This window comes from Wolbachia endosymbiont (group A) of Acrocera orbiculus (assembly GCF_947250015.1).
Taxonomy (GTDB): Bacteria; Pseudomonadota; Alphaproteobacteria; order Rickettsiales; family Anaplasmataceae; genus Wolbachia; species Wolbachia pipientis.
This window is the reverse complement of the sequence record NZ_OX366272.1, coordinates 1,316,610-1,338,523: the sequence shown is the minus strand read 5'-3', so window position 1 is coordinate 1,338,523 and position 21,914 is coordinate 1,316,610. Positions and strand designations below refer to the sequence as shown.

General features: G+C 36.2%; 23 protein-coding genes, 1 tRNA gene and 2 pseudogenes. 15 read left to right on the top strand and 11 right to left on the bottom strand.

What is annotated here, in order from left to right; all coding sequences use genetic code 11:
• Positions 1–37: 37 nt before the first annotated feature.
• The 3 genes and pseudogenes from cydB to OOL03_RS06585 form a co-directional block, all read right to left on the bottom strand.
• Complete coding sequence (cydB, locus tag OOL03_RS06595) at positions 38–1,060, bottom strand: cytochrome d ubiquinol oxidase subunit II (protein ID WP_264707696.1); 1,023 nt, start codon at positions 1,058–1,060, stop codon at positions 38–40.
• Positions 1,053–2,458: pseudogene (locus OOL03_RS06590) on the bottom strand (cytochrome ubiquinol oxidase subunit I). Before OOL03_RS06590 ends, cydB begins: the two are co-directional and overlap by 8 nt.
• Before the next feature lie 490 nt (positions 2,459–2,948).
• Positions 2,949–3,905 carry an IS5 family transposase gene (locus OOL03_RS06585; RefSeq protein ID WP_253303449.1) on the bottom strand — a complete coding sequence of 319 codons (957 nt, stop codon included), beginning with the start codon at positions 3,903–3,905 and terminating at the stop codon, positions 2,949–2,951.
• Between the two features lie 123 nt (positions 3,906–4,028).
• On the opposite strand from OOL03_RS06585, the gene OOL03_RS06580 reads away from it, so the two are divergent.
• Positions 4,029–4,151, top strand: coding sequence for a hypothetical protein (locus OOL03_RS06580; protein ID WP_264707347.1), 123 nt, complete (start codon positions 4,029–4,031; stop codon positions 4,149–4,151).
• A gap of 20 nt (positions 4,152–4,171) precedes the next feature.
• On the opposite strand, the gene OOL03_RS06575 is transcribed toward OOL03_RS06580, so the two are convergent.
• Genes OOL03_RS06575 through rpmF form a run of 3 tightly spaced genes read right to left on the bottom strand, consistent with a single transcriptional unit; the run spans position 4,172 to position 6,405 of the window.
• Positions 4,172–5,182 carry a beta-ketoacyl-ACP synthase III gene (locus OOL03_RS06575; RefSeq protein ID WP_182321005.1) on the bottom strand — a complete coding sequence of 337 codons (1,011 nt, stop codon included), beginning with the start codon at positions 5,180–5,182 and terminating at the stop codon, positions 4,172–4,174.
• Positions 5,175–6,212: a phosphate acyltransferase PlsX gene (gene plsX / locus OOL03_RS06570; RefSeq protein WP_155969601.1), complete on the bottom strand. Its 1,038-nt coding sequence runs from the start codon at positions 6,210–6,212 to the stop codon at positions 5,175–5,177. Before plsX ends, OOL03_RS06575 begins: the two co-directional genes overlap by 8 nt.
• A gap of 10 nt (positions 6,213–6,222) precedes the next feature.
• On the bottom strand, positions 6,223–6,405 hold the full coding sequence (rpmF, locus tag OOL03_RS06565) for a 50S ribosomal protein L32 (protein ID WP_041573607.1): 183 nt from the start codon (positions 6,403–6,405) through the stop codon (positions 6,223–6,225).
• A gap of 918 nt (positions 6,406–7,323) precedes the next feature.
• Between rpmF and OOL03_RS06560 the strand changes: the two genes are divergently transcribed.
• The 6 genes and pseudogenes from OOL03_RS06560 (at position 7,324) to OOL03_RS06535 (ending at position 12,057) form a co-directional block, all read left to right on the top strand.
• On the top strand, positions 7,324–8,106 hold the full coding sequence (locus OOL03_RS06560; protein WP_015589313.1) for an MlaE family ABC transporter permease: 783 nt from the start codon (positions 7,324–7,326) through the stop codon (positions 8,104–8,106).
• The gene (locus OOL03_RS06555; RefSeq protein ID WP_006279859.1) at positions 8,099–8,800 is read left to right on the top strand and encodes an ABC transporter ATP-binding protein; all 702 of its coding nucleotides are present in this window, start codon (positions 8,099–8,101) and stop codon (positions 8,798–8,800) included. Before OOL03_RS06560 ends, OOL03_RS06555 begins: the two co-directional genes overlap by 8 nt.
• A gap of 320 nt (positions 8,801–9,120) precedes the next feature.
• A complete protein-coding gene (locus OOL03_RS06550; protein ID WP_264339621.1) occupies positions 9,121–9,618 on the top strand; it encodes a hypothetical protein in 498 nt (165 codons plus the stop codon).
• Positions 9,619–9,690: 72 nt separating this feature from the next.
• Positions 9,691–10,854, top strand: coding sequence for a 1-deoxy-D-xylulose-5-phosphate reductoisomerase (dxr, locus tag OOL03_RS06545; protein ID WP_264707346.1), 1,164 nt, complete (start codon positions 9,691–9,693; stop codon positions 10,852–10,854).
• A 157-nt stretch (positions 10,855–11,011) separates the two neighbouring features.
• Positions 11,012–11,134: pseudogene (locus OOL03_RS06540) on the top strand (PD-(D/E)XK nuclease family transposase); the annotation flags it as partial.
• Between the two features lie 63 nt (positions 11,135–11,197).
• A protein-coding gene (locus OOL03_RS06535; RefSeq protein WP_264707019.1) for an IS630 family transposase occupies positions 11,198–12,057 on the top strand; the annotation gives its coding sequence in 2 pieces (ribosomal slippage) (positions 11,198–11,522 and positions 11,522–12,057; 861 coding nt in all).
• Positions 12,058–12,323: 266 nt separating this feature from the next.
• Here OOL03_RS06535 and OOL03_RS06530 read toward each other — a convergent pair.
• A complete protein-coding gene (locus tag OOL03_RS06530) occupies positions 12,324–13,349 on the bottom strand; it encodes an LD-carboxypeptidase (RefSeq protein ID WP_264707345.1) in 1,026 nt (341 codons plus the stop codon).
• Positions 13,349–13,966 carry a lipoyl(octanoyl) transferase LipB gene (lipB, locus tag OOL03_RS06525; RefSeq protein ID WP_264707344.1) on the bottom strand — a complete coding sequence of 206 codons (618 nt, stop codon included), beginning with the start codon at positions 13,964–13,966 and terminating at the stop codon, positions 13,349–13,351. Before lipB ends, OOL03_RS06530 begins: the two co-directional genes overlap by 1 nt.
• 251 nt (positions 13,967–14,217) lie before the next feature.
• Here lipB and OOL03_RS06520 point away from each other — a divergent pair, with 251 nt between their 5' ends.
• The 4 genes from OOL03_RS06520 to OOL03_RS06505 all read left to right on the top strand — a co-directional run bounded on the left by OOL03_RS06520 (position 14,218) and on the right by OOL03_RS06505 (position 16,461).
• On the top strand, positions 14,218–14,451 hold the full coding sequence (locus OOL03_RS06520) for a DUF6290 family protein (protein WP_010081986.1): 234 nt from the start codon (positions 14,218–14,220) through the stop codon (positions 14,449–14,451).
• Positions 14,427–14,690, top strand: coding sequence for a type II toxin-antitoxin system RelE family toxin (locus tag OOL03_RS06515; protein ID WP_080717643.1), 264 nt, complete (start codon positions 14,427–14,429; stop codon positions 14,688–14,690). The genes OOL03_RS06520 and OOL03_RS06515 overlap by 25 nt, the downstream gene beginning before the upstream one ends.
• 81 nt (positions 14,691–14,771) lie before the next feature.
• Positions 14,772–15,631 (top strand): IS630 family transposase gene (locus tag OOL03_RS06510; RefSeq protein WP_264707019.1). Its coding sequence is split into 2 segments (ribosomal slippage): positions 14,772–15,096 and positions 15,096–15,631, totalling 861 coding nucleotides; the frame shifts between segments, so codons are not numbered across the junction.
• Positions 15,628–16,461, top strand: coding sequence for an Rpn family recombination-promoting nuclease/putative transposase (locus tag OOL03_RS06505; protein WP_264707343.1), 834 nt, complete (start codon positions 15,628–15,630; stop codon positions 16,459–16,461). The genes OOL03_RS06510 and OOL03_RS06505 overlap by 4 nt, the downstream gene beginning before the upstream one ends.
• Before the next feature lie 34 nt (positions 16,462–16,495).
• Here the strand turns inward: OOL03_RS06505 and OOL03_RS06500 are convergent, their stop codons facing one another.
• The 3 genes from OOL03_RS06500 to tldD form a co-directional block, all read right to left on the bottom strand.
• On the bottom strand, positions 16,496–17,743 hold the full coding sequence (locus OOL03_RS06500) for an IscS subfamily cysteine desulfurase (protein WP_264707342.1): 1,248 nt from the start codon (positions 17,741–17,743) through the stop codon (positions 16,496–16,498).
• 90 nt (positions 17,744–17,833) lie between these two features.
• On the bottom strand, positions 17,834–17,974 hold the full coding sequence (locus OOL03_RS06495; RefSeq protein ID WP_153296798.1) for a hypothetical protein: 141 nt from the start codon (positions 17,972–17,974) through the stop codon (positions 17,834–17,836).
• Positions 17,975–18,029: 55 nt separating this feature from the next.
• Complete coding sequence (gene tldD, locus OOL03_RS06490) at positions 18,030–19,448, bottom strand: metalloprotease TldD (protein ID WP_010962974.1); 1,419 nt, start codon at positions 19,446–19,448, stop codon at positions 18,030–18,032.
• Positions 19,449–19,510: 62 nt separating this feature from the next.
• Between tldD and OOL03_RS06485 the strand changes: the two genes are divergently transcribed.
• The 4 genes from OOL03_RS06485 to OOL03_RS06470 all read left to right on the top strand — a co-directional run bounded on the left by OOL03_RS06485 (position 19,511) and on the right by OOL03_RS06470 (position 21,903).
• Positions 19,511–19,595: transfer RNA gene (locus OOL03_RS06485), tRNA-Leu, on the top strand.
• A 70-nt stretch (positions 19,596–19,665) separates the two neighbouring features.
• Positions 19,666–20,163 carry a hypothetical protein gene (locus OOL03_RS06480; RefSeq protein ID WP_010962975.1) on the top strand — a complete coding sequence of 166 codons (498 nt, stop codon included), beginning with the start codon at positions 19,666–19,668 and terminating at the stop codon, positions 20,161–20,163.
• Between the two features lie 253 nt (positions 20,164–20,416).
• Positions 20,417–21,124, top strand: coding sequence for a uroporphyrinogen-III synthase (locus OOL03_RS06475; RefSeq protein ID WP_264707341.1), 708 nt, complete (start codon positions 20,417–20,419; stop codon positions 21,122–21,124).
• Complete coding sequence (locus OOL03_RS06470) at positions 21,124–21,903, top strand: exodeoxyribonuclease III (protein ID WP_264707340.1); 780 nt, start codon at positions 21,124–21,126, stop codon at positions 21,901–21,903. Before OOL03_RS06475 ends, OOL03_RS06470 begins: the two co-directional genes overlap by 1 nt.
• Positions 21,904–21,914: the final 11 nt, after the last annotated feature.

Here is a 21,914-nt window from a genome sequence, read left to right as displayed (position 1 = left end):
TTAAGGGTAACGTTTTAACCATAAGGTCACTAACTCCTTAATATGTGTGTTCATAATTTGATTTTCCACGAAAGACATAATAGCAATAACCAGTGTAAGTTAAAATGATTGGTAAAAGCGGTATTATAACAATGAGCATTAAAGATAAACTTGGCCCAGAAGCAGCTGCATCCAGAATGGTATATTGAAAAGGTATAATCCATGGGTAGATACTAATTCCTAAACCTAAATATCCCATAAAAAAAATAGCAATACTGAGAAAGAATGGACGGTACTCCCGTTTAGTATTCTGAAGATCAAACCACAGCATGAAAAATAGCCAAGATGTGAGTAATGAAATAGAAAATAAATAATAAAAATTTGGCATACTAAACCAAAAGTTTTTAATACGTTCATTTAAAAATGGTGTCACTACACTCACTAGTCCCATGAAAATACCTACAAAACCAAGCGTATAAGAAGCAACCTTGCGTGCCCATTCTTGTGTTATATTTTCTGTCTTCATTATGAGCCATGTAGAACCTAAAAGTGCATATCCAAATATCACAGCAACGCCTGTCATTACACTAAAAGCACTTGCCCAATCAAATTGGCCACCAGAAAAGTTGCGTCCGTTTACTTCTACACCATGTATAAATGCGCCTAAAATCATGCCCTGGCAAAATGCAGCACCAAGTGACCCAAAATGAAAGGCATAATCCCATAATTGCCTGTATTTTCCTTCTGCCTTAAAACGAAACTCAAAGGATACTCCGCGCACTATAAGGCCAAGCAGCATAATAATGATTGGAATATAAAAAGCAGGCATTAATATTGAATATGCAAGAGGAAAAGCAGCAAACAACCCTCCACCACCTAGTACCAACCATGTTTCGTTTCCATCCCAAAATGGTGCAATTGAGCTTATCATGTGATCACGGCATTTATCTGACGGTGCAAAAGGAAGTAAAATACCAATACCTAAATCAAACCCATCCATTAAAATATACAGTAAAACAGCTATGGCAATTAGTAATCCCCAGATTAGGGGTAAATTAATTAAGGAAGAAAAATCAAACATGATTGTTGCCCTTTCCAGATGTACCAGCATCAATCACTGAAGCTCCAATACCGTGTTTATAAAATTGCTCTTCTTCTTTAATGACAGGAATTCCTTTGTATATAAGTTTCAGGATATAGTAACTGCCTGCTCCAAATATAAGGGTATACATAACGATAAATGCAATCAAAGACCATGCAACCTGAGGACCGGTAATCGCAGATGAAAATGATTCAATTGTGCGCATAATTCCATATACAGTGTAAGGTTGACGGCCAATTTCAGTAGTAAACCAACCTGCAAGTAACGCTATGAACCCAGACGGCATCATTGATATCCACCATCCATGTAAGAAACAACTTTGGAATAATTTGCCACGAAGATACTGTATAACACTTACTGACCCAATTATGATCATTAAAATTCCAACTCCAACCATTATACGGAAGGACCAGAATACCCATACTACAGGTGGTCTATCTTCTTTTTTCCATTCCTTTAATCCTTTTACTTCTCCTAAAAAATCATGTGTTAAGATCAAGCTGGCAAGATTAGGAATTTTTATCTCGTAGTGATTAATTTCATTTTGCTGATCCGGATAAGCAAATAAAAGTAAGCCAGCCCCTTTTTCGGTTTCCCATATACCTTCCATTGCAGCAATCTTAGCAGGTTGATGCTTTAGTGTATTTAATCCATGCCTATCTCCCATGAACAGCTGAAATGGTGCAGCTAAAGCTACCATAATGGTTGCCATACCAAGCATAATTCTTGCTTGAGGAGCATGTCGTTTTCTCCAAAGATAAAATGCTCCTACACCACCAACCACAAAAGCTGTTGTAAGATAGGCTGCTGTTACCATATGAATAAAGCGATAAGGGAAAGAAGGATTAAAAATAATCTCTAACCAATTGGTTGGATATAGGAGACCATTCTCACCAATCGTGAATCCAGCGGGTGTTTGCATCCAACTGTTGGCCGCAATAATCCAAAAAGTGAAATAAGCGTTCCCACTGCAACAATACAAGTAGAAGCAAAGTGCATACGAGAACTTACTCTATTCCATCCAAATAGCATAATACTCAAAAAAGATGCCTCCAGAAAAAAGGCTGTTAAAACCTCAAAGGAAAATAGAGGGCCGAGAACATTGGCTATGCGGTCAGAAAAAATCGACCAATTGGTACCAAGTTGATATGACATTACAACTCCAGATACCACTCCCATGCCAAAAGCAACGGCAAAAATCTTGATCCAGAATTTATAAACATCACGGAAACGTGTATCACCAGTCTTAAGCCAACACCATTCCAAAAAGGCTAGAAAACTTGCAAGCCCGATCGTGAAAGCAGGAAATATAATGTGAAAGCCTATTGTGAAGGCAAACTGAATTCGAGCTAGCAGCACAGAACTAAATTCAAACATTTTATCCAATACCCATGTATTACAAATAATAGCCAAATCTACCTATAATTCAATCCATTTTTTCAAAAAATATTTTAACAAGATACCATGTCAATTAGTGACCTTGCCCAGAAAAAGTAGAGAAAAAGTTAAGACGTTTTTGTCATGAGAATAAATTGTGCAGGAATGCAACTGTTCTTCCTTGTCATACCGTCACGGTATCTCCAGATCCCGCTAACAAGTAGCGGGATGACGGTTGTTAGGCTAGCTGTCATCCAAGTAGCTGACACTGGTTCCTTTATGACGGCAGTGCCCCTATGGTGTCATTCCAGTGTCCCTATGATGTCATCCCAGTGCTTGACACTGGGATCCAGGAATTTTATTAAGTTGGTAAGCATAAAAGTAGCCGTTTTATGTTAAAACACAACGTTCTTGATGAAATTACGGCAAGGCTGGATCCCAGTGGGCTTTGTTGCATCGCTCTTCGGATAGTAGGTAACGTACAATAAATTCATGAAGCTATCTCAAACTTAGCCATGCCTATTTCAGTAAATTTGTTAAGCAAATAACACTTGAGTAGCAGTTCCTTCTCACGATTAATCTCAGATTTGCTCCTAAAACTAAACCCAAATATTCGCTTCAACCTTGAGAAAAATCCTTCAATATACGATCTTTTTCCGTAATTTACTTCTTCTTTCCATCTTTTTATACCATTCTCACCATGTAATTTCATTAACTGAATAGCGGCATTTCTATCAAGCATATAATCCAATTTTGGATGCTCTGCTGCGTTGTTTTTCGGAGGAATTTTCGTTTTTATACCATATTGATTACACAGCTTATAGAGCTTTTCTCTGTCATATGCCCTATCTGCATATAGTACTTTTATGACATACTGAAAATCGACTTCTTTTAGCAAATCACAAGCTCCATAGTGATCAGAGTAGACACCGTTACTGTATTTTACAGCTATGGCTTTTTTGCTGTTTGTATTCAACATTACATGCAATTTTCTTGTCTGTTCATAGCTGCGATACTTTCTATCTTCGCTATTTTCTTTGCTATGACCAGGAGTGTTGTTGTATATACTAATTCCTGTACTGTCTATAGTAATTTCGATATCTTCCATATTATTTTTATCAATTCTGCAATCATTGATCTTAATATTGAGTTTCTTAAACCTTCTTGATGATTGTGAATAGCTGATAACTTGCAAATTTTTCCCAATTTGCTCAAGGTATCCTGCTATAAACCCAACTGTTTGCCTCAGGCCTATTCTAAATAAACAAGTTATTATGTGCACCAAAATTACAACTTTATCGCTATAAATATTGTTGCCACCTGGTATTTTTGGACCATTCTCGTACCACTTTTCTATGGCTTCGTTGATATAATGAAAAATATTTCCTCTTTTTTCTAGAAATTTGTTATATTCGCTATGGTTACTGACCCTCATTTTTTGTGGCATATTTTTTCTTTCAAGGTTAAATGGCTATTTTATAATGAATTTTGTCAGTAGCCACCAGATTTTTTCAGTTGCTATGCAACAAAGCCCACTGGGATCCAGGAAACTTAACTTTACACCAGGTGAATGTACAATAAGAACTGGATTTCAGACTGGAATGACACCGAAGGGGCTACTGGGATGACAAAAGGGGGCACTGGGATGACAGGAGAAAGAGGCACTGGAATGACAAAGAGGGTACTTGGATGACAGGAGGTAATGCAGGAAGTCTAATAGTGCAGCAACACGGAACCCCAGGTCAGGCCTGCACCTATTGAAATCAGCAGTACCAGATTTCCTGATTTTATTTTTGATTCTTGTATTGCATAGTCTAAGGCCAGTGGAATTGATGCCGCTGAGGTGTTTGCATGCTTATCAACGGTATTAATCACTTTCTCTATAGGAAAATCTAATTTCTTTACTACTGCTTCAATAATACGAATGTTTGCTTGATGGGGAATTAACCAGTCAATATCAGTGATTTTCAAATTATTGCATTTCAGAGTTTCCTCTACTGAGGCTGTTAACTTATCCACTGCATGTTTAAACACTTCTCTTCCATTCATGCATATTTTTCCAGAATCACCAGTTGAGGATATCCCTCCGTTCGTACATAGTATGTCCACATTGCCATCAGAATATAGGCTAGTTGAAATTATACCTTTTGTAACCCCCTTCTCTGCCACCCAAGTATCAGCATCATTTGTTGGAATGACGTTAAAATGACATGCTGATTTCATTATTACTGCACCAGCACCATCACCAAAGAGTACACAAGTTGACCTATTTTCCCAATCAACAATCCTAGACATTATTTCAGCACCTATAACCAATGCATATTTAATTCTATTGTTAGATTTTATGAGCGAATCAGCAACTGTAACTGCATATATAAAACCAGAGCATGCTGCTTGTACATCAAAAGCAAATGCGTTTTTACATTTTAACTTACTTTGTACAATCGTTGCACAGCTAGGAAAAGTTTTATCAGGAGTTGTTGTAGCAACTATAATCAAGTCAATTTCATCTACTGAAATTTTAGCTTTTTCTATAGCACTTTTTGCTGCATTTACAGCTAGATCTGACGTTAGTTCTCCTTCATCTGCTATATGCCTTTGAACTATTCCTGTTCTCTGCCTTATCCATTCATCGCTCGTCTCAACTATCGATGCAATTTCGTTGTTACTCAACATTTTTCTTGGTAGGTAAGATCCAGTGCTTAATATGAAACTTTTATTCAATATGACTTACCCCGTTAATTATCTTTTGATTTAAATTTTCACTAATTGCATTTACTGCAAATTTTATGGCATGGGCAAAAGAAATAGCATCAGAATTTCCATGACTTTTAATGATGATACCATTCAGCCCTAAAAACATAGCTCCACTTCTAATTTTGGGATTAAAACGCGTTAAAGCTTTATTTAGTTTGGATTTTAACAATATACCAACAAGCATTTTCGCTATCCACGAATTGAATACTTCCTGCTTTATTAGATTGATAAAGGTACTAGCGGTTGCCTCAGCCGTTTTGAGCATTACATTGCCAACAAAACCATCAGCAACAATCACATCTATATTACCCTCTAAAAATTCACTTGCCTCTATATACCCTTTGAAATTAATGCCTGGAGCGTTTTTAAGCAACTCAAAAGCGCCGCGCACTGAGTCATTACCTTTAACTTCTTCTGTGCCGATATTTAGCAAAGCAACTTCAGGATTGTCAATTTTTAATGCTATTTTTGCAAATATACTACCCATTAACGCAAATTGAAATAATGAGTCGGCATTACAATCAACATTTGCACCAAGGTCAAGCAAAGCGAAGCTTTTTGTCTTAGTTGGACAGATAGAGGCAATAGCAGGACGATAAATGTTTGGTAATGTTCCTAAAATAAATCTGGAAATTGCCATCAACGCTCCGGTGTTGCCTGAAGATACCACTCCGAAAGCTTTACCTTCTTTCACTGCAACAATTGCAGCTTTCATACTTGAGTCTTTACGATGTCTCAGCGCAAAAGATGGCTTATCATTTGCAAGGACATTGTCAGAACAATGAGTAAATTCAGAATTGTTACTTACTTTTTTATATTTCAAAAGCAAAGGAGATACTTCTTCCTTATCTCCATAAATATGAAAAAAAACTTTAATGCCTGGGTCAACAAGGTTGTCTAAAAAAAAACCAGCACCCTGAATTACGGAAAGAGGCGCAAAATCGCCCCCCATAGCGTCAAGTGCAATAACTATATTATTATTGACCGTAGGTAACATATCATAATAGTCACTCCGCCTGTTGCTTGATGAAAACCCGTTTTCCTTTGTAACTGCCATCAACTGCTACGTTATGAGGCAACATGAATTCCCCAGTTGTTGAACACACCACAATATTCTTAGGCTCAATAGCATGATGAGAACGATGCATATTACGCCTTGACTTTGACTTTTTTCTTTTTGGAACTGCCAAAATTTCCTCCATTCTACTACAAAATACAATACATTAGTAACATGTTTTTTACAGGAAGTAAACAGGGATAGTAAAATAAGTAAGGTTTGCTTATGTAATTGAGTTCTATAGCTAAAGTGGCTCTACAATTTGAAAAACCGTCATTCCGCTACTCGTTAGCGGAATCTATACCGCGAATGAATCCATAGCTGTACGAACATTCATTTTTGAAGGTAAATTGCACAACAGATGATGTCATTCCAGTCTGGAATCCAGAAATTTTGCTTATAACTGAGCTGATGAGCTAAAGGTAGTTGTCTTATGCTAAAACAAACGTTTTTAATTAAGTTGCATAGAAGCTGGATCCCAGTGGGCTTTGTTGCATCGCTACTTATGAAAGGCTAACTATAGTTAGGATTATAAGCAACCTATTGAAAATCTTGTTTTTTTGCAATCAATCTGATCAAATTTAAGAATAGTAATTTGTTATTTATATTAATAAATTTAATTCTATTGAAAATAGCTAAAGCATTGAAATTCTTGAATTTTAGCCAGATTAGTGAGTGGTAGTGAAATTTCTTTTACTCAAATTTAGGTATTCACTGACCGTTCTTGTTATAAATACCAGAATAATAAGCTACTGATATTCCCTATCTTTTTTATCTTTAATCCATCATAGCTAGCGATGCAACAAAGCCATCCCAGTGTCTGGGCACTGGCCCACTGGTGGGAATTGCTCCCAAACTACAACGTTCGTACAGTTGTGGATACCGTGGCGGTATGACGTAGGGAAACCTTTCTTGGGTTAGCTATATGAGCTTTAAATTAAAACATCAAGTATGTTGAACTTAAAACATATCTCAGCTATACTTTGCGATAAAGTTAATAAAAATTTTAATAAAATCAGTAAGACTAACCTCTAGCTAAAATGAATACAAAGTGAGCTTTTTTGATATAAATAGTGTTAGAATAATTGGTAGGTACTTTATCAATTTTTTGTTAAGGCTTGGTAGTGCATTCATATTTTTTATTCAATCTCTATACCACTGCCTTGTGCCACCATATTATTTTAGCAACATAGCAAGACAAATTATAGAGATAGGCTTTTTCTCTCTGCCAATTGTTGGGCTCACTGGAGTTTTTATAGGAGCGGCAATAGTTTTACAAAGTAGCTTGAGTGACCCATTAATTAACCAAGAACAGATAATACCCAAACTTGTTACGATCACTATCATTAAAGAGTTAGGACCAGTTTTGATCAGCTTAATAATGGTAGGAAAGGTTGGATCATCAGTTGCAGCAGAAATTGGTACAATGCGCATCACCGAGCAAATAGATGCACTTACAACCTTGAACATCAACCCTTTTAAATATTTAATTGCACCAAGGATTTTAGCGTCAATCATAGTATTTCCCATACTTACAGTATGTGCAGATTTAATAGGAATATTTGGAGGATGTATCACTGCAGTCTTCGAATTTAACCACAATTTAAATATATACATTAAACACACAGCTCAGTTCTTTAATACGTATGATTTTATAACTGGGCTAATAAAAGCAACTGTATTTGGCGCCATAATTTCTGTCTCAAGCTGCTATTACGGTTACCATTGCAAAGAAGGTGCACGAGGAGTAGGTGTTGCTACAACATCAACTGTTGTTTTATCGTCCATACTGATCATTTTAGCAAACTACATGATTACTTTGATACATGCGTAACCCCATAATATCAATATTGAACTTAAGCTTATCTTTTGATGATAGGACAGTACTAAAAGATCTAAATTTTGATATATTAAAAGGGGAATCATTAGTCATACTTGGTGGCTCAGGAAGCGGCAAATCTGTATTAACAAAAACAATTATCGGCTTGCTTGCTCCAGACTCAGGGTCTGTTAAAATAAATAGTAAAAGCAAAAATAAATTTGGGGTTTTATTTCAAAATTCCGCTTTATTTGACTACGTTACAGTGTGGGAAAATATATCTTTTAATTATAAAAAGCGCTTTAATATCAGCAAAAAAGAGGCAAAACAGCTAGCAATCGAGAAGTTAAATGATGTTGGACTGGAGGAAAGCATAGCAGATATGTTTCCAATAGAGCTATCAGGTGGAATGAAAAAAAGAGTGGCACTTGCAAGGGCGATTGCACACAATCCAGAAATCATTATTTTGGATGAACCAACTTCAGGATTGGACCCAATTATGTCAGATATAGTAAACGAGATAATAATAAAATTATCTAGAGATCTTAACCCTACAATTATCACGATTACACATGATATTCATAGTGCATTTAAAATAGCTGATAAAATAGCAGTATTATATGAAGGGGAGATCATTTCCCATGGAACTGTTCAGGAAATACAAAATACTAATAACGAATATATAAAAAAATTCATTCATTATATATAGCTAAAGATATATACACTATTGCTAACAGTCATATTTTTAAGTTTTAACTTTGTAAAAGGTAGTGGACATTGGAATTCAGATTTTTTTCAAACTGGATCCTATAGCTAACACGTCATACCGCGATTCATTCGCGGTATCTCGGCATAGATTCCGCTAACTAGTAGCGGAATGACGAATTTGTCGTTTTTCAAATTGTCGTAAGTCAGTTTAGCTATATATAGGATGACAGAAATTGTTTGTATTAGCTATATTCAAAAGCTCTATTGATATTTTGCAATATTTGTGATAAAATAATAGCTTAAGGTTGAGAGTAAAAATTTATGAGTGAAGCTCAAGGTCCAAATATTGCAGAATGGCAAGCGCAGCAGCAACACCAAGAGGCTGCTGGTGAGAAAAGTGGTTTTGGTCTTGGTCATAGTGACTCTGTTTCAACAGTTGTCGATGGAATGAAATGGTTGTTCAACTTTCATGAAGGAGCAATTGCTGCTTATAATAATGTGTTTGAAGGTTTGGTGAGTGGCAGTAGTTTAGTAACACTGTTTGGAAAGTCAGGTAATATGTTTGGCATAAAACTTCTTGAAGGCCTTGCAGAATATTTTTCAGGTGGAGGTGGGGAAGATATGCCATCAGAAGGAATGGACATGGCTCATGGTGATGATGGACATCACTCAGATGATTACCCTCATGCCAATAACGAAATAGCTCATAATGCTGATGGTTTGCAAGACATGCATGATGCAGGTGATCACCATGGTCAATCTTTTTCACCTGGTCCTTCACCATCTGTTGGCGATGACCACGGACATGAACTTGGTTAAACGCTTAAAAACTATTGAATAGTTGGAAGAAGGCCTAATAAGAAAAGTTGCTATTGTTATGAGTTTGTCTTAGTGAAAAAGGTTTCAGTTTTAGGATCAACAGGAAGTGTTGGAAAAAAGACTGTAGATTTGCTCTCAAAGAGAAAAGAAGAATACCAAGTGGAAGCACTAAGTGCCCATTCGAACTTTGCTCTACTGGCACACCAAGCAAAACTGCTGAATGCAAAATATGTTGCTATCTCCGATGAAAGACTTTACAAAGATTTGAAAGAAAGTCTACTTGGTACAGATGTAAAAATAGCAATTGGTGCTACAAATGTTGCTGCTATACCTGTTGATCTCTCAGTTGTTGCAATAGTTGGCGTTGCAGGCCTTGAGCCAGTTATGGAAGTTATAGAAAGCGGTACCAAAGTCATTGCATTGGCAAACAAAGAAAGCATTGTTTGCGGTGGAAAGTTATTACTCAAAAAAGCTAAAGAAAAAAATGTACAAATAATCCCTATTGACTCTGAGCACAATGCAATTTTTCAAATTTTGCAAAATGACGACAAATGCGTAGAAAAGATCATACTTACTGCTTCTGGTGGACCATTCTTAAATTATAGCCTTGAGCAATTAAGAAATATCATGGTAGATCAGGCGCTTAGTCACCCCACTTGGAATATGGGAAAGAAAATCTCGGTTGATAGTGCAACAATGATGAATAAGTCACTAGAGATAATAGAAGCACATAACTTGTTTAATATCAGCCCGGATAAAATTGAAGCAATAGTGCATCCTGAGTCAATAGTACATGGAATTGTAACTTATAAGGATGGGTTCAACTTTGCTGTGCTTGCAGAAACTGACATGGCAATTCCTATTTCATATGCTCTATCTTGGCCGGAAAGATCAGCTTTAAATCGTAAATTAGATTTAACAAAGCAAGGAAAATTGACCTTTCAAGAGCCAGACCATAAGCGTTTTCCTGCGCTAAAGCTTAGCATGGAAGTGTTAAACTCTTCTACTCCACAAACAAACAGTATTGTGCTCAATGCTGCAAATGAAATAGCTGTTAATGAATTTTTGAAGTCACGAATCGGCTTTTTGGAAATAGTAGAGGTAGTGGAATCAACAATGGAAAGTTTTGGTAGTTATACCGATATTAATTCACTATCTGATATAATAAATATTGATTATGAAAGTCGTATTATTGCTAATAAAATTGTTGAAAGTAAAGTTGTTGCGTATAGCTAGAGTAATGTAACCAGACTGCATTCTGTGATTTTTAGCAAAACACGATCTTTCATTTGAGCTTTCTTCAATTTAAAGTAAATACAGAAACTAGCTATCTTCAAAAATATAGTTGAATAATTGTGTGTATAATTATTAATGCTTTCTAAGTGGATTTCTTATGGCTTTTTCTAAATTCCTCGATCCAAAATTGGACCTAACATTCAAGAAAATCTTTGGCACTGAAAAAAATAAGAACATTCTCATCCATTTTTTGAACGATATTTTAGGTTGTACTGAAGTTATAGCTCTTTCGATAAAAGTCCGGATGTGATAGGATAAGGATAGATGATGATAAGGAGGTTGAATGCCAGCAGCATATAGTTATGATTTAAGAAAAAAAGCAATGGAAGCGCTAGACGAAGGAGAAAGCAGAGAAACAGTGGCAGCAAGATTTAAGATTGGACGAACTACTTTATGGGAGTGGCAGCAAAGAAGAAAAGAAACAGGAGACTTTCAATCAAAAAAACTTGGAAATGGGGGTTACAATCACAAAATTACCGACTGGGATACCTTTGCCAAATTTGCCAGAGAACACGGAGGAAAGACTCTATCGGAAATGGCTAAACTTTGGAACAACGTTAGTATCCAAACGATCTATCGAGCCCTTAAAAAAATTGGATTTACGCGCAAAAAAAGACATATGGATACAAGGAAAGAAACGAAGAAAAACGTGCTGAATTTTTGAAAATTATAGCGACAAAAGAACCTAAAAACTTAGTGTATATAGATGAGTCTGGCATTGATAACACCGAAGACTACCCCTACGGATATTGCCAGAAAGGACGGCGGTTTTATGCCTTAAAATCTGGAAAGAAAACTCAACGAATCAGTATGGTTGCAGCCTTAAGTGGAAGAAAGATAGTTGTTCCGTTAACCTTTGAAGGCCACTGTAATATGGATGTTTTTAATGGATGGTTTGAGCAATTTTTGACACCGATCTTGGAACCTGGACAGACTGTCATTCTTGACAATGCTACTTTTCATAAGTCTGATAAGATTATCGAGCTTGCTAAAGGGGTTGGTGCAGAAATTTTGTATCTGCCGCCTTATTCTCCAGATTTCAACAAAATTGAGCATCATTGGTTTGCTATAAAAAACAGAGCCAGGAAAAACATTCCTCTATTCGAATCCTTTCTTCGTGCTGTTGATTCTGCCTTCCTATGACCTGTTTGGACTATTATGAGAAATGCTATAGCTCTAGGGTCGCAGCTTTACGGGCATTGTGATTTGAGTCTACCAGATCCAAGTAGTCAGCTACTTGCATGACACCCTGACAACCGTCATCCCGCTACGTGTTAGCGGCTAAGAGATACCGCGGCGGAATGACGGTTAAGCAATTCGTCATCCCGCTACATGTTAGCGGGATCTCTTGTTAGCGGATGAGATACCGCGAATGAATCGCGGTATGACGGTTAAGTACGTGTTAGCGGCTAAGAGATACTGCGGCGGTATGACGTAGAGCTCGCGTTAGCTATAAGATTAGCTAAATTCTGCACGTCCATAAAAAACAAACCTTCTTTTTCGTCTTGAACGCTAATAATAGCGTGAGTGTTAAAAGGTAAAGGATCATTTGTATGTCCATGGCCTACCCCTTTCATTGTAAATACAGGAAAGTTAACACTTTTTGCAAACCTTTCTTTTATAACTTCAACAAGGTTATCGTTATAGCAGTTAACGAAATCCCCAAAGATTACTGCATGTACTCCATCAAAGATGTGAGCTTGTTTTAGGTGATCTAAACTGCGCTCTATTGCGTATGGGTAGACTCTTATGTCCTCTAAAAATAGAATTTTACCTTTCGCATTTATTTGCCAAACAGTTCCTATACTGTTTTCAACTAAAGTCATATTACCACCGATGATTTTAGACTTTAATCTGCCATCTTTTAGTCTAATGCCATTATTTATCGTCTTTAGGTTATCAAATCTGATAGAATCCCGCTTGTTAAGAATTAACTCTTTCAATTTTTCAACAGAGCTTTCAGAAACGGAGTTATTTACTATCATTTCCAACATGGTGCCGTGAAGAGTTTGCCAATCATATTTAGCTTGTAGATGGATGTGCAAGGCAGTTATATCGCTATAGCCTATGAGGATCTTTTTGTTTTGAGCAATCCTTTCTTTTTTATCATTGGGTAACTTTTCTAGATAGGGAATTAACCGAGAAGCCCCTTCTCCTCCTCTGATACACCAGATTATTTTACTATCACCGGTTAGTGCACTAACCAAATCATTTGCTCTGAATTCATCAGAGTTGGAATAAAATGGATTATCATTACTATATATTTTCTCCGAAATATGGGGATTAAAATCCAAAGCTTCTACATATTCTTTTATGGTAGTCAGATCTGATTCTTTTCCCTTGGAGGAAGGAGCAATAATATCAACTTGGTCGATTGCATGAATACTTGTGTTAGCACATAAAGTGAGAATGAAATATAAAAGATAAACAATCATTAAAATATCTTATAAAACTCTTTTTTTAGTATATCATCCAATTCAGAGAGTGGAACTTTCACTCCTAGTTCTTCCATTGACGTGACGCCATAACCTTGCAACCCACAAGGAATAATACCCTTATAGTGAGAGAGGTCTGGAAAGACGTTAAGCGCTATGCCATGATAAGTTACCCATTTTCTTAAGCGAATACCAAAAGCTGCAATTTTTTTTTCTACTCCGTTATGGTTTACCCAAATGCCTATTCTATCTTCTTTAAACTCTCCAAGTATATTAAATTGCTTTAAAACATTTATGATCCACTTACTTAGATCTCTAATATATAGCTTTATATCGCATTTGTTTCTTTTTTTAAGGTTTAACATTAAATATATAATGCGCTGTCCTGGACCATGATATGTGTGTTTACCACCCCTTCCTGTTTTATATATGGGAAATAGTTTTTCAACAATATCATCAGCTGTTGCACTGATTCCTGCAGTATAAAGTGGAGGGTGCTGGAGTAGCCATACCAATTCGTCTGCTGAATTATTGTGAATTTGTTGAATTTTCTCTTCCATGGATTTTACAGCACAGTTATAATCAATAAGCTGATTAGATATTAGCCATTCTGTCATATTCTATTTCTTTTTTTTTAGTATAGCAGTTCGTTTTTTCCTGTTATTCCAGTGTGTGACACTGGGCGCAGCCTTTCTTATTCCTAATATACTTAATACTAACTTCTGTGCTATTTCTCCTTAACAAACATAGTACATGACAAATGTTTAATTATTTGTCAACACAGGTCCTCTTTACGTATAGGCAACTTTTTTTATTGAAAAATTCAGAAAAATGTTGTATAATTATTAGTAGATTTTAGGTAAAATATATGGCAAACTCAAAATTTAGCATAACTTTCAACAACGAAATTTCAGAGTGTCTTGCTGGACTGGCTAAAATAAGAAATAAGTCCATTAAAGAACTAACAGAGAAGCTAATACAAGAAGCAATTGAAAATGAGGAAGATAAAATACTAATTGAGCGTGCTGCTAAACGTAATGTTTCAGGTGTAAAGAAAATTAGAAGTGAGGATGTAGACTGGAATACAATATTATCTTCATAGAAAGCGTTCTTGAGAAAGACCTTCCAGCTCTTCCAAAAACAATAAGATTAAGGATCATAAATGCGATAAATAAGCGCCTTACAGTTGATCCCATTAACCTTGGTGAGCCATTATATTACAGATTTAAAGGACAAAGAAGATTAAGGGTAGGTGATTATCGCGTTATCTATTCCGTAAATATTATAAAATATGAAGTGGTTATCACAGAGATAGGACACAGAAAAGATATTTATAAGTAAGTACATCATATAAATATTATAGCTCTTTCGATAAAAGTCCGGATGTGATAGGATAAGGATAGATGATGATAAGGAGGTTGAATGCCAGCAGCATATAGTTATGATTTAAGAAAAAAAGCAATGGAAGCGCTAGACGAAGGAGAAAGCAGAGAAACAGTGGCAGCAAGATTTAAGATTGGACGAACTACTTTATGGGAGTGGCAGCAAAGAAGAAAAGAAACAGGAGACTTTCAATCAAAAAAACTTGGAAATGGGGGTTACAATCACAAAATTACCGACTGGGATACCTTTGCCAAATTTGCCAGAGAACACGGAGGAAAGACTCTATCGGAAATGGCTAAACTTTGGAACAACGTTAGTATCCAAACGATCTATCGAGCCCTTAAAAAAATTGGATTTACGCGCAAAAAAAGACATATGGATACAAGGAAAGAAACGAAGAAAAACGTGCTGAATTTTTGAAAATTATAGCGACAAAAGAACCTAAAAACTTAGTGTATATAGATGAGTCTGGCATTGATAACACCGAAGACTACCCCTACGGATATTGCCAGAAAGGACGGCGGTTTTATGCCTTAAAATCTGGAAAGAAAACTCAACGAATCAGTATGGTTGCAGCCTTAAGTGGAAGAAAGATAGTTGTTCCGTTAACCTTTGAAGGCCACTGTAATATGGATGTTTTTAATGGATGGTTTGAGCAATTTTTGACACCGATCTTGGAACCTGGACAGACTGTCATTCTTGACAATGCTACTTTTCATAAGTCTGATAAGATTATCGAGCTTGCTAAAGGGGTTGGTGCAGAAATTTTGTATCTGCCGCCTTATTCTCCAGATTTCAACAAAATTGAGCATCATTGGTTTGCTATAAAAAACAGAGCCAGGAAAAACATTCCTCTATTCGAATCCTTTCTTCGTGCTGTTGATTCTGCCTTCCTATGACCTGTTTGGACTATTATGAGAAATGCTATAATACTATACAAGAAATAGAATTTATCAGCACCATTTTGAATCCTGAAATTGTCTCCGAGAGACAAAGTATAGTTGATGTTCTTTGCAGGGATTCTAGTGGGGCCAGGTATGTGATTGAAATGCAGCTTACTCGCGATAAAGGCTTCGAAAAACGAGCTCAACTGTATGCTGCTAAGGCTTACTCAAGACAATTAGATAAATCTGGCAACTACATTGATTTAAAGAAAATCTTCTTTATTGCTATATCAAATTGTAACTTACTTCCTGAAGAAGTTGATTATATATCCAGCCACACTATAAGAGATGAGAAAACCAATGAGCATGACTTAAAAGATTTTCAATTTGTATTTATTGAACTACCTAAATTTCCTAAGAATAAGGAAGAACAGCTAGAAAGCATAGTGGATCGTTGGTTATTTTTCTTCAAATATGCAGATGAAACTACGGAAGAAGACTTAAGGAAAATAGCAGAAAAAGCACCGATAATAAAGTTAGCCTACGATGAATTAGACAGGTTTAGCTGGAATGAAAAAGATTTAGTAGCTTACGAGGAAAGAATAATGGATCTACGCAAAGAAGAAGCCATTCTTGAATACAGACTTGATCTTGCTACTGAAAAAGGCATCCAAATTGGCGAAGAAAGAGGCATCCAAATCGGTAAAGAGGAAGGAAAAATCGAAGGAAAAATCGAAGTCGCAAAAGCAATGCTGGCTAACAATGTTGATGTCAACACTATTGTCAAATTTACTGGCCTTTCTATTAGTGAGATTGAAGAATTAAGTGTGAACGGTACAGAGTAATTTCAAAGTGCATTTGCAGTTGGAACGGATACATTTAATGAGAGTCCCATTTCACGGTGTTCAAATCTACTCCTTCTTGTACCACCTCCCAAAGTGGGCTCATTTCTCTCAGTCGGCCAACATTTTTAGCAACAAGATCTGCTGCATACAAAACTTCTTCTCTAGTTGTAAATCGGCCTAGGCCAAATCTAATTGATGAATGCTCAAGGTCATGGCCATTATTTAGCGACCGTACTACATAGGAAGGCTCAAGAGACGCAGACGTGCACGCAGAACCAGAACTTACTGCTAAATCCTTGATTGCCATGATGAGAGACTCACCCTCAACATAGGGAAAGCTCAAGTTTAGGTTGCCAGGAATTCTATTTTCATAATCACCATTTAAAACGATATCAGGAAACGCTTCTTTTATCTTGTTATACAAAATATCCCTTAATTCTTCCACTCTAGTTGTTTCTTTTTTCATTTCTTCTCTAGCAATACGTGCCGCTTCACCAAAACCAACTGCAAGAGGTGTTGGAACTGTTCCAGAACGCATGCCTCTTTCCTGTCCACCACCACTAATTAGTGGTATCAGCCTAACACGAGGATTCTTTCTACGTACATATAATGCGCCTATTCCCATAGGTCCATAAATTTTGTGGCTAGAGAGACTCATAAGATCAATGCACATCTCATTAACATCAATTGGAACTTTTCCAAAGCTTTGAGCTGCATCTGTGTGGAAAAATATATTATGCTTTCTACATATTACACCAATTTCTTTGACAGGCTGAATTACTCCGATTTCATTATTTACCATCATCACTGAAACCAGGATTGTTTGATCAGTAATTGCTTCCTCAAGCTTTGATAAATCTATAATTCCGTTTTGCTTAACAGGCAAATATGTAACTTTAAAGCCTTCATTTTCCAGATGCCGACAAGAATCCAGAACACACTTATGCTCCGTGCAGACAGTGATTATATGATTTCCTTTATTTTTATAAAAGTGAGCAACGCCCTTGATTGCTGTATTATTTGACTCAGTTGCACCTGAGGTAAAGATAATTTCTTTGCTATCTGCGTTCACCAGATCAGCGATGTGTTTCCTTGCTTTTTCCACTGCTTCTTCAGCAGTCCAACCAAATGAATGGCTGCGAGAGTGTGCATTGCTGAACTCACCAAAGTAAGGTATCATCACCTCTAAAATACGGGGATCTACTTTAGTAGTAGATTGATAATCAAGAAATATTGGTAATTTTATTTTAGCATCGTGTATTTTTTTACTTTCAACATTCATAAAGCTACCACGGAGACAAAATTTACAATTATTTTATAGCATTAAAACTTAATTTTTTCAAGATATAATCTTGCATCAAGTACAAAAGTGTCATCCAAGTAGCTGACACATAACTGTACGAACATTTATTTGCGAAAGCAGTGTGTTAAATGTTATAGCCAGTTTTGCCTCAAACACAAAGGCAGTGCCCAGACACTGGGATGACACCCTATTGGTGGCAATTGCTTCCAAATCATAATGTTTGTACAGCTGTGCGCCGTGCGCTGGAATCCGTTTTAGCCCTTATCTATATCTCAGTTCCACCAACAGTTATTGCGTCGACTTTGAGTGTCGGCTGACCAACTCCAACGGGCACATTTTGTCCATCTTTCGAGCATGTGCCAACACCAGGATCTAACTTTAAGTCATTACCAACCATAGATACTTTTTTCAACACTGTTGGACCGTCACCAATTAGTGTTGCCCCTTTGACTGGCTGTGTAATTTTGCCATTTTCTATTAGGTAAGCTTCCGAAGATGAAAAAACAAATTTTCCTGACGTTATATCAACCTGCCCACCACCGAAATTTACTGCATATAGACCTTTCTTTACGCTAGATATTATTTCCTTCGGTGTATACTTTCCGGGCAACATATAGGTGTTTGTCATGCGCGGCATAATAACTTCTTTATAACTTTCTCTTCTACCATTACCAGTTGGGCTTACACCCATGAGTTTAGCGTTCATATGATCCTGCATGTATCCTTTTAGGATCCCATCCTCTATCAATATATTATAACTGGGTGGAGTGCCTTCATCGTCTACGCTGATAGAGCCGCGCAAATTGGGCAGAGTTCCGTCATCAACTACTGTGATGTCACTAGCTGCTACTTGTTTACCCACAGAATTTGAAAATGCTGAGACTTTTTTGCGATTGAAGTCGCCCTCAAGTCCATGACCCACGGCTTCGTGTAACAATATTCCTGGCCAGCCTGGACCTAAAACGACTGTCATTTCTCCGGCTGGAGTTGGAATTGCTTCAAGATTTACCAGTGCTTGTTCTAACGCTTGGTTTGCAACTTCTTTCCACTTTTTCTCAGAAATAAACTTACTATAAGAGTCCCTTCCACCATGCCCTGCAGAACCTCTTTCGGTACGGCCATCTTTTTCTACAATGACTAGCACATTAAAACGTACCAGAGGCCTGATATCGCTTAATCTGTGATCACCCTTTATTATTTGTACAACTTGCCATTCTCCACTTAGAGTTATTTTTACTTGCTTCACGCAGTTATTTTTGGACCTTACATACTCATTAACCTCATTGAGTAGCTTAATCTTTGAATTCAGATCCATTTCATTTATAGGGTTAATCCTCGAATATAGGCTTTTTGTCTCTTCGTTTAAATTTATTGAATTTGTCTTGTTTAAAGACACTGAGCTTTTTACCATAGAAGCAGCATTACTAATTTCTTTTTCGCTGATCTCAGAAGAACAAACGAAAGATGTACTATCTTCACAAAAAGACCTTAAACCAAATCCCCTTCTAGTATTCAAGTCCATGTGTTTTAATATGTTATCCTCAAAAACCAGGGACTCCGACTGGCAAAATTCTAGAAACAGCTCACCACCATCGCTATTGCTCAAAGCGTTATTGACTATTTTATATACGTTATTAATATTAACATTGTTTTGAGCAAAAAATATTTGATCTAGATTTGGCATTACCTTTGAACTAAAAATTGTTTAAGTATATTATTTAACTTTAACATAGTAAACTATAAAAAGCCCGGGTGGCGGAATTGGTAGACGCGCTAGCTTCAGGTGCTAGTAACTTTTTAAGTTGTGGAAGTTCAAGTCTTCTCTCGGGCACTCTTAGCTTCCATATTGCTTATTGAATTAATTAATGTTATAATATAACATATTAGGTAATATTTATGCTATGTATGGTGAAAAAGATAAGTTAGCCTACAGAAAGAAGGTACGAACTTACTCGAAACGCTTAGTTACTACACTATCTACTATCTCTTTCATTGGATACATAGCGGCATTGGTCTTGAATATTCCTGTCTTAAGTCTGTATTTTAGTATTGCCGGCACTATATTCAGTGCACTTTCGTTTGCTTTAAATATATGGTCACTAAATGATCATTCCCGACAACAGAATCTTAATAAGAAATCTGGCATAAAAAACACTCCAGGACAAAAAAAGTTAACAAAGATCTATCTTGATATAGCATCCAGTGCTTCATTTCTAATAGGAGGTATTGCATCTATGTCGCTTTTTGAGTCTTCTGTTATTTATTTTGTTTCTACGCCTTTTTTTATTCTAGGCTGTGTTATTATGGCAGCTAATATCGTTCAAACTATGATTAGTGAACCACAGACAAAAAACGTCCTTGAGAATCTCTCTTCAAATACTGCAAGAGTACAAGCTTAAGTATTAACTTATTTAACTTATACAGGAATATTAGCTATATAATTCCACTGAAGGAAGCCATTCAAAAGAGTTCGATGTAATTAGCGTCAAAAAAGTGTAAGCAGAAATTGTGGGCTTATTGGGGTAGGAGCGCTTAGTACTCCTACTTCCACATCAATTACTTGAATAATTGCTCAAGCTATCAAAATAAAAGTTTTTATTCAGTAATTTGTGTATAAAGGGTACTATTTTACTAGTAGTGAAATAAATCAGAATGAAGTCTATTTTATTAACGAGGCCTTTATTGGACTCGTTCAATACAAGAAATATATTGAGAAAGTATGGATACAAAGTTTTTATAGAACCAGTATTCACAATAAAGTACTTAAATCCTGATATATCTGCGTACGAATTTGACGTTGTGATATCTACAAGTAAAAACAGTGTAAAGGCTTTTAGTCAAATATGCAAAGAGGATGACTTTCCGATTATTACAGTTGGTAATTCAACCATGCAGGCTGCAAAAAATTTGGGATTTTCTGATATAATCTCAGCAGACAGCAACGTTGATGGTCTGATATCATTCATAAAAGCTCATTATTCAAACGCAATAAAGTTCTTGTATATAAGGGGACAAGAAGTATCATGTGACCTAAAAAAGAGATTATCTGAAGAAGATTTTAACGTAAGAGAAGTTGTACTCTATAAAACAATTATAAAAAGGAATCTAACTAATAGGTGTAAAAATTTACTATTGGATGGTAAAATTGATAGTGTTGCTTTTTTTTCCTCACAGACAGCAAGGGTATTTTGTTCATTAGTTCTAAAAAGTGGGCTATCTCATGTGATGAATAATACAGTTGCATATACTATGAGTAAGAACATTGCTGATAGTTTAAAGTTAATCAAATGGAAAAAAATTATAACATCGAGGTTGCCTACTGGGGAGAGTTTAATTGATATAATTAATAAGGATTGTTGATGCTAAAGATTGCAACTTGGAATGTAAACTCCATACGTAAAAGAGTTAACCAACTTTGTAGTTTTATAGTTGATAGTCAGATAGATATAATTTTGCTGCAAGAGATAAAATGTATGGAAGAGCAATTTCCTTATGCAGAGATAGAGAAGCTGGGATATGAATGTGCTGTCTATGGACAAGTTGCAAGAAATGGCGTTTGTGTTTTATCTAAATATCCGATACTGGAGAAGTTTAAGATTGATATCGTAGAAGGTTATCAAGAAGCGCGTTATATAGAGTGCATAATAAAGCACAATAATCAGAAGGTAAGGGTGGGAAGTGTATACGTTCCAAACGGTCAAAGCCCGGACTCTCAAGCATTTGAATATAAACTCAAGTTTTTTGATAATCTATATGAAAGGATGAGCACTTTGTTAAAGAATGAAGAGTTAACTATTATAGCTGGCGATTATAATATTGCACCGGATGAAATTGATGTTTTTGATTCAAACTTATTGAATGGCCAAGTGTGCTTTCATATAAAAGAACGTGAGAAGTTAAGAGCGATCTTGAATCTTGGGTTTAAAGATGCGTTTAGAATATCTCACCCAAATTTGCAACAATTCACTTGGTGGCATTATCAAGGCAATTCACTCAGAAATAATCAAGGAATGCGAATAGATTATATGCTGTTATCACCACAAGCTGTAGATAAATTGGAAACATGCTACATAGATGATAGATTGCGTAAGCTAGAAAATCCGTCTGACCATACTCCTGTTGTATGTGCTATAGAATAATAGCAGATCTC